This is a genomic window from Thiomonas sp., assembly GCF_054608695.1.
In genome coordinates, this window is record NZ_JBTRXV010000140.1 from 1 (window position 1) to 6,000 (window position 6,000).

Consider the following 6,000-nt stretch of genomic DNA (forward strand, 5'->3'; position numbering starts at 1 on the left):
GGCACGGGAATCCACCGATGACCACGTCCGCCTTGTCCGGGAGGGCGTCCATCATGGACCAGATGTCTCCGTGGCGGATGTGGGGGCCGATGTTCCTCCGATAGGTCCGGCACGCGGCCTCGTTGATCTCGTTGGCCCAGATGATGTCGAAGGGGTTTCGCGGGTAACGTCGGCCCAGGAACGAGAACGCGCCCTTAAAGCCCAGATCCATTCCCCCGCATCCGGAGAAGAGGGAGATCACCGAGAAGGACTCTTCCGCCTCGTCGGTGTTGGTTGGAAATCCCGGATGGCCATCCGTCGCGGGGAGGGGGGTGATTACGTCAGGGTCAGGATCCATGTACAGCATCTTCAGTCTCCTTTCTTTGGAAGCAAGTGTCGCCCACATGCGTGGTCGCGACAAGTTTTTCTTTTTGCGCCCGGATGCGGGAAAGGGCTGCGACCACTTCGGCGGAATCTCCTTGATTCGCCAGCAACGAGATGATGTCGATTCCGTCGGAGGTCGCGCCTGCCGCTGGGCCCGCGGCGGCCTGGCTGATCCGGCGCCGGCGCTCCAGGTCGGCCTCCGCCGCCGCGGCCCGGCGGGCCGCCTCCCGCTCCTCCGCGATTTTTCGCCCCCAGGATGTCCTCTCGATCTCCCCTGATTTCGCCTTTTTAATCAGGTGGTTGAGTAGTCTCGAAGGGAACCTGGCCGCGCCGACCCGGATTTGGCCGGCGAGCTCGTCGATAACGATTTGCGCCAATTCAGGCGATAAATCAGCATGTTGTACGGTTTCCAGAGCTCCTTTGAGATCCTGGATATCAAGGGGAAAATCCACATCCACACTACCACCACTGGTGGTGGTTGGTTCTTTTTTAGGTTTTGTAAAGGTAGGTTCGGAGTTCCGTTTTTGGGACTGTTTGACAGTCCCTTTTTCGGGACTATTTCCAGGGAAAAAAGGAACTGTTCCTTTTTTGGGACTATTCCCCCCCTCCTCTCGATGAGGGACTCCAACCAGCCGCCAGACCACAACTTTTTTGGTTCTGCCTACGCGGCGGCCAGTGTCGCGAATCAGCCCTGCCTCAGTCAGACGCATGAGGCATGAATTGACGGTTTTTCGGTCGAGCCCGGTGTCGAAACTCAATCTAGCCCAGGACGGCCAGCACGTGTCGTCCTCCCCGGCCCTGTCGGACAATGACAGAAGGAGCAGTTTGGATCGGGAGTCGAGTTGCTGCTGCCACGCCCAGCGAGTGGCGTCGGCGCTCATCTTTTTTCTCCCGGCACCGAAAAAGAGAATTCGGCCTGGGCGGAGGGAGTCAAGAGTTGCTCCCTCCGCCGCCTCACGGCCACCTGAGCCAGGCGGCGGGAGACCCCCAGCGCCGCGGCGAGCCGGGCGGTGTCTCTCTCACCCAGGGCAAGATCTTCTTTTTCCTCGCTTTTTTGTCTGTCCCGCTCGTCCTCGAGCTCGACCAACAGATCTAGGGGATCCTGTCCTTGAGGTTGGATTGCAGCGTAACTACTTAATTTGTCAGTTGATAACTCGGGGCCGAACTCCCTCCGCAGGGCGCTCCTGAGCTGGCCCTCGGTTTTCCCCATGCGCTCGTAAATCCATGATTCGCCAATGATTTCCCATGGAGAAAGGTTGTGGAAGCGCCGCGCGTGGTCGCAAACTTGCTCAAAATCAATAGATTGGAATAAATACCGAAAATTTTCCATTTTTGCCCCCGAAGTGCAGGGGCGGCATGTTTTTTTGGCTGGGAGGGGGCGGGCGCCGGCGCGGACCGCGCGGCGCCGCCCAAAAATCGCTAGGCCGGCGCCGACGCCTCTGCCCCGCGGAGGGCGGGGGTGAGCAGGAATTTTTGGGTGAGGAGGACGTGCAAGTCGATAATCTTTTGTATTCGTTCAAAAAATTTCGTGCGCTTGGCCAGGAAGCGGGCGAGGCGGCGGCGGATCGAAATGGCGGAGCCGGCGGTGGCGCAGAAACCGCCGATGAGGAGCGGGACGGCCCGCCGAAGGGCGCGAGATCTCGCCATGACCCGAATCGATGCCGCCAAGGGCCACCCCCAGTTGTCGTCCTCCGCGACAACCAACAATGCGCAGAACACCCCCAGCCCAAAAAATGGGAGCGCCGCGCCGTGAACCAGGGTCAAAATCCCAAAAAAGGCCAAAACCACCACTGCGCCGAGGGACCGGCGGCGGGTATCCAGCAAAAGCAAGATCCATGATCTGGTGTCCATGCAAATCATTATTTCGCATCAAATATTCGCCGTCAACCCCTTTATCTCTGCCCAAGGAACAACTACAATCAACAAAAAATCGTTGATTATGCGGCGCATCGGGGGAATCATGCTGCACAGCTACACTTTTTCCAACTTCCAATCCTTTTTGGAGGAGACCAGGGTAGACTTCACTGTGACCCGGAAGGTGGCGGATTCCGACTGGATCAGCTCCAGGCCAACCGGCGAGAGGGTGTCCAAGGTTATGGCCGTCCTGGGCGCCAACGGGGCCGGTAAGACCGCTCTTTTGAAACCGGCGGCATTCCTCGGCTGGTTCATCTCCCAATCCTTTCAAAACCCCATAGGAAGCGGGATTCCGGTCGCGCCGCACTTCGCCGCCAGCAATGAGCCCAGCGCTTTTTCCTGCGTGGTGGACTCTGACGAGCATCTGTGGCGCTATGAGCTGTTATGCACGCGGCAACGGGTGTTGCGCGAGGCGCTTTACCGGAAGGAAAAACGGTTCGACTACCTTTTCATTCGGGAGTGGGACGAGAGGCGGAAGAATTACCGAATCCGCCAGAGAGACTTCGGCCTGTCTGATAATATGATAGAGAACGTGAGGCCAGACGTGTCTTTGATATCCTGGGCGGCCCAATACGGCGTTCCACTGGCATTGAGGATCGCCCGTCCAGAGCTTCCATGGGTAACCACAAACGTCACGGGCGTCGGACGTATGAAATCTTCAGACGACTGGCTTTATGTCGCTGCTCGCCACTACTTTGAGCATCCCCAGCACAGGGACAGCATGAACCGGCTGCTATCTTCCTGGGATTTGGGTCTCGAAGGCGTGGAGATCCGCCAAATGAACTTCCCCAATCCGCAGAATCCTGAGCAACAGCAAACGATCTTGCTGCCCGTAGGCAAACACCGCTCGCATGGCAAGCTCTACGATCTGCCCTTCGCCTTGGAGTCCAGCGGAACCCAGGGCGCGTTCATCCACCTGATGCGGGTTTTGATCACTCTGGAGCATGGCGGCATCGCGGTCATCGACGAGTTCGAGAGCGATCTTCACCCGCATATGCTGGAACCCCTGCTGGGACTGTTCGCCAATCCCGACACCAATCCCCACAACGCCCAACTGCTTTTCACCTGCCATGCCGCGGAGGTGCTGAATATCCTGCACAAATCCCAAGTCATGCTGGTGGAGAAGGATGAGGATTGCGAAAGCCGAGCCATCCGCATGGACAAGGTCGAAGGCATCCGTAACGACGATAACTTCTACGCGAAATACATGGCGGGGGCCTATGGCGCGGTCCCGCGGATCTAGTCCGTCCAATCCACCGTGGAAAGCGAGGAAAACTCTTCGGATTGTGGTCGAAGGTGACGACGAGGAGGCGTTCGTTAAGCATGTGCTGAAACTCTTTGTCCATCGTGGATCCGGTCTTTCGGTCAGCGTCAAGAATGCTCATGGCAAGGGCGCCCGTAATGTGGTCAAAGCGGCCATTCGGGAAAGGAGGCAAGGCGGATACGATGGCGTGGCCGCCTTGTTCGACACGGACGCAAATTGGGGCCAAACCGAAAAAATGATGGCTAAAAGAGGGAAAATCGACACCCTTCCCTCCACCCCGTGCCTTGAAGCCAGCCTTTTGCTCATGCTGGGAGATGATCCGAGTGGCGAGACGGCCGCCATCCTCAAAACTCGACTTGAGAGCCGCCTAGGCGGGCATCCTCCGCGGCATCCACAAGCCGGACTCTCCATCTTCACGATGGAGCGCATCATTTCCAACCGCGCCAATATTCCGATGATCGACCAGCTTTTGACGCTTTTAGGCATTCCACCCTCACTTTCCTAGCCAAAGCGGAAGACAAGTGATGGGCGGTCAGGGATTGATGAAACAAGAGAAATTGGAGAAGGTCGCACTCACCATAAGGAACGTCCCCCCCACACCGGCTAGATGACCTTCGAGCCGGTAACTCCGATCCATCTTGCCAAATCGGCGGACGCGAAGATCACGATCCCGGCGGAACGCGTCGGCACACCCAATCCATCTACTGACGTTCGCTTGCTGGCCCGGAAGTTGTTGGATCTCGCGCGATCGAAGACCGCGTCATTATGGAGCGTTTTTTTCCGGCGGTGCCCCGCAGCAAAACGCTTTCCCCGTTTTTCATTCCCAAATGGACGGCTCGGTCCGCCCATGGCCGGCGTCGCGTGATGACTCCTCTGGTTGCTTTGCACGATCCCGCGATGTTTCCTCTTTATCTTCGTGACGGCGCGGCGCGGCGCGGCGCGGAAGCCGAAAATTTCGCCTCCGGGGGGAATAGGTCGTGGGCGATGCGGCCCATCCCTATTTTCAATGGGAGACTGAAATGAAAGACGTTGAAATGTGCGGTGACGGTGAGGTTCGGCGTGGGCGGAGAGGGGACAAATGAAAACTCTCGACCTTGACCAGGCAGCGAAGTTGCTGCACCTTCACCCGGACACCGTGCAGCAGCGGGCGAAGGCCGGAGATATCCCTGCGGCCAAGCCGGGCAAGCGTTGGGTGTTCGTGGAGGACGATTTGTTGGACTGGCTGCGCGGCCAGTATGTGGGTAAGAATGGGGAAGAAAAACGATGCTCAGGAAGCGTGGCGACGTTTGGTGGATTGACATCCAGCACTCTGGACGCAGAATTCGACGCTCTAGTGGGACGACGGACCGGGCGAAAGCCCAGGAATTCCACGACCGATTCAAAGCGCGGCTCTGGGAACAGGCCAAGCTCGGGCAATCCCCGGATATGACCCTGAAGGCCGCCGCGGCGTCCTGGTGGCAGGCGGTGGGTCGGCACAAGCGCAGCGGATCCGACGACGTGCTCAAATTGCGCGTGTTGGCCCCGCTGATCGTCGACAAGACCGTTCGGACCATCGGCGCCGACCATCTTCGTGAGATCCGCGCGTCCGTGCTGGAGCGCGGCGTCACAGACGCCACGGCGAACCGCTACATGGCCCTCCTGTCCGCCATCCTGCGCCACGCCCACAAGCAGGGATGGACCGACCGCGTCCCCGCCATCCCCCATGCGCCGGAGGATAAGGGCCGGATCCGTTGGATCACCCGCGACGAGGCCGGCCGGTTGCTTTCCGAGTTGCCGGAGCATCTGCGCCGCATGGCCTCGTTCACGCTGGCGACGGGTCTGCGACGGCACAACGTCACGCATCTCCGATGGCGCCTGGTGGATATCCCGCGCGCGACCGCCTACATTCCGCCCGAGCACGCCAAGAGCGGAAAGGCCATAGGCGTGCCGCTCAACGGGGACGCCCTCGGCATCCTGGAGGAGTGCCGGGGCGACGACCGAGAGTGGGTGTTTGTCTACAAGGGCGAGCCGGTGACGCGCACCGGAACGGCGGCGTGGCGCAAGGCCTGCGCTCGCGCCGGATTGCCCGATCTGCATTGGCACGATCTGCGCCACACCTGGGCGAGCTGGCATGTCATGAGCGGAACGCCGGTGCAGGTGCTCAAGGAGCTGGGCGGATGGGCGAGTCTGGAGATGGTGCTGCGCTACGCCCATTTGGCCCCCGATCATTTGTCGGAGGCCGCGCGGAACATCGAGGGATGGTCACAAAAACGTCACAGCGGAAATCCGGGACTCTCGGAAAACGGTGATAACGTATTGAAAAATATGGGGTGGCTGACGGGGCTCGAACCCGCGACAACCGGAATCACAATCCGGGGCTCTACCGACTGAGCTACAGCCACCATAAGAAGAGAGCACAAATGATACTGTGCGGAGGAGGAGATAACAAGAGGGGCAAGGCGCCGGCTTCGCCTATTCCG

Annotated in this window: 8 protein-coding genes, 1 tRNA gene and 1 pseudogene; 5 read left to right on the top strand and 5 right to left on the bottom strand. The window is 59.4% G+C overall.

From position 1 onward, the window contains the following. From ACYCUK_RS22700 to ACYCUK_RS22715, 4 genes are all read right to left on the bottom strand, one after another. Positions 1–346: DNA cytosine methyltransferase (locus tag ACYCUK_RS22700; protein WP_461596881.1), on the bottom strand; the 346-nt coding region annotated here is incomplete at its 3' end. Then, complete coding sequence (locus ACYCUK_RS22705) at positions 327–1,244, bottom strand: helix-turn-helix domain-containing protein (protein ID WP_461596882.1); 918 nt, start codon at positions 1,242–1,244, stop codon at positions 327–329. The genes ACYCUK_RS22700 and ACYCUK_RS22705, both read right to left, overlap by 20 nt. Further along, positions 1,241–1,693, bottom strand: coding sequence for a hypothetical protein (locus tag ACYCUK_RS22710; RefSeq protein ID WP_461596883.1), 453 nt, complete (start codon positions 1,691–1,693; stop codon positions 1,241–1,243). The genes ACYCUK_RS22705 and ACYCUK_RS22710 overlap by 4 nt, the downstream gene beginning before the upstream one ends. An 89-nt stretch (positions 1,694–1,782) precedes the next feature. Next, positions 1,783–2,214 carry a hypothetical protein gene (locus tag ACYCUK_RS22715; RefSeq protein WP_461596884.1) on the bottom strand — a complete coding sequence of 144 codons (432 nt, stop codon included), beginning with the start codon at positions 2,212–2,214 and terminating at the stop codon, positions 1,783–1,785. On the opposite strand from ACYCUK_RS22715, the gene ACYCUK_RS22720 reads away from it, so the two are divergent. The 5 genes and pseudogenes from ACYCUK_RS22720 to ACYCUK_RS22740 all read left to right on the top strand — a co-directional run. Next, the gene (locus tag ACYCUK_RS22720; protein ID WP_461596885.1) at positions 2,213–3,520 is read left to right on the top strand and encodes an AAA family ATPase; all 1,308 of its coding nucleotides are present in this window, start codon (positions 2,213–2,215) and stop codon (positions 3,518–3,520) included. The two genes, ACYCUK_RS22715 and ACYCUK_RS22720, sit on opposite strands and share 2 nt — an antisense overlap. Before the next feature lie 43 nt (positions 3,521–3,563). Next, complete coding sequence (locus tag ACYCUK_RS22725; RefSeq protein ID WP_461596886.1) at positions 3,564–4,046, top strand: hypothetical protein; 483 nt, start codon at positions 3,564–3,566, stop codon at positions 4,044–4,046. Between the two features lie 102 nt (positions 4,047–4,148). Continuing rightward, positions 4,149–4,406 (top strand): hypothetical protein, encoded by a 258-nt coding sequence (locus tag ACYCUK_RS22730; protein ID WP_461596887.1) that lies wholly within the window; start codon positions 4,149–4,151, stop codon positions 4,404–4,406. 213 nt (positions 4,407–4,619) lie between these two features. Then, a complete protein-coding gene (locus ACYCUK_RS22735) occupies positions 4,620–4,970 on the top strand; it encodes a helix-turn-helix domain-containing protein (protein WP_461596888.1) in 351 nt (116 codons plus the stop codon). After that, positions 4,967–5,683 (top strand): annotated as a pseudogene (locus tag ACYCUK_RS22740) (tyrosine-type recombinase/integrase); the annotation flags it as partial. The gene ACYCUK_RS22735 and the pseudogene ACYCUK_RS22740, both read left to right, overlap by 4 nt. 163 nt (positions 5,684–5,846) lie before the next feature. Here ACYCUK_RS22740 and ACYCUK_RS22745 read toward each other — a convergent pair. Then, a tRNA-His gene (locus tag ACYCUK_RS22745) sits at positions 5,847–5,922 on the bottom strand. Positions 5,923–6,000: the final 78 nt, after the last annotated feature.

What these genes read in the sequence shown, in the direction of transcription:
- ACYCUK_RS22720 (WP_461596885.1), top strand. Translation starts at nt 2,213, where the DNA reads ATGCAAATCATTATTTCGCATCAAATATTCGCCGTCAACCCCTTTATC.
- ACYCUK_RS22715 (WP_461596884.1), bottom strand. Translation starts at nt 2,214, where the DNA reads ATGGACACCAGATCATGGATCTTGCTTTTGCTGGATACCCGCCGCCGG.
- ACYCUK_RS22730 (WP_461596887.1), top strand. Translation starts at nt 4,149, where the DNA reads ATGACCTTCGAGCCGGTAACTCCGATCCATCTTGCCAAATCGGCGGAC.
- ACYCUK_RS22735 (WP_461596888.1), top strand. Translation starts at nt 4,620, where the DNA reads ATGAAAACTCTCGACCTTGACCAGGCAGCGAAGTTGCTGCACCTTCAC.
- ACYCUK_RS22710 (WP_461596883.1), bottom strand. Translation starts at nt 1,693, where the DNA reads ATGGAAAATTTTCGGTATTTATTCCAATCTATTGATTTTGAGCAAGTT.
- ACYCUK_RS22705 (WP_461596882.1), bottom strand. Translation starts at nt 1,244, where the DNA reads ATGAGCGCCGACGCCACTCGCTGGGCGTGGCAGCAGCAACTCGACTCC.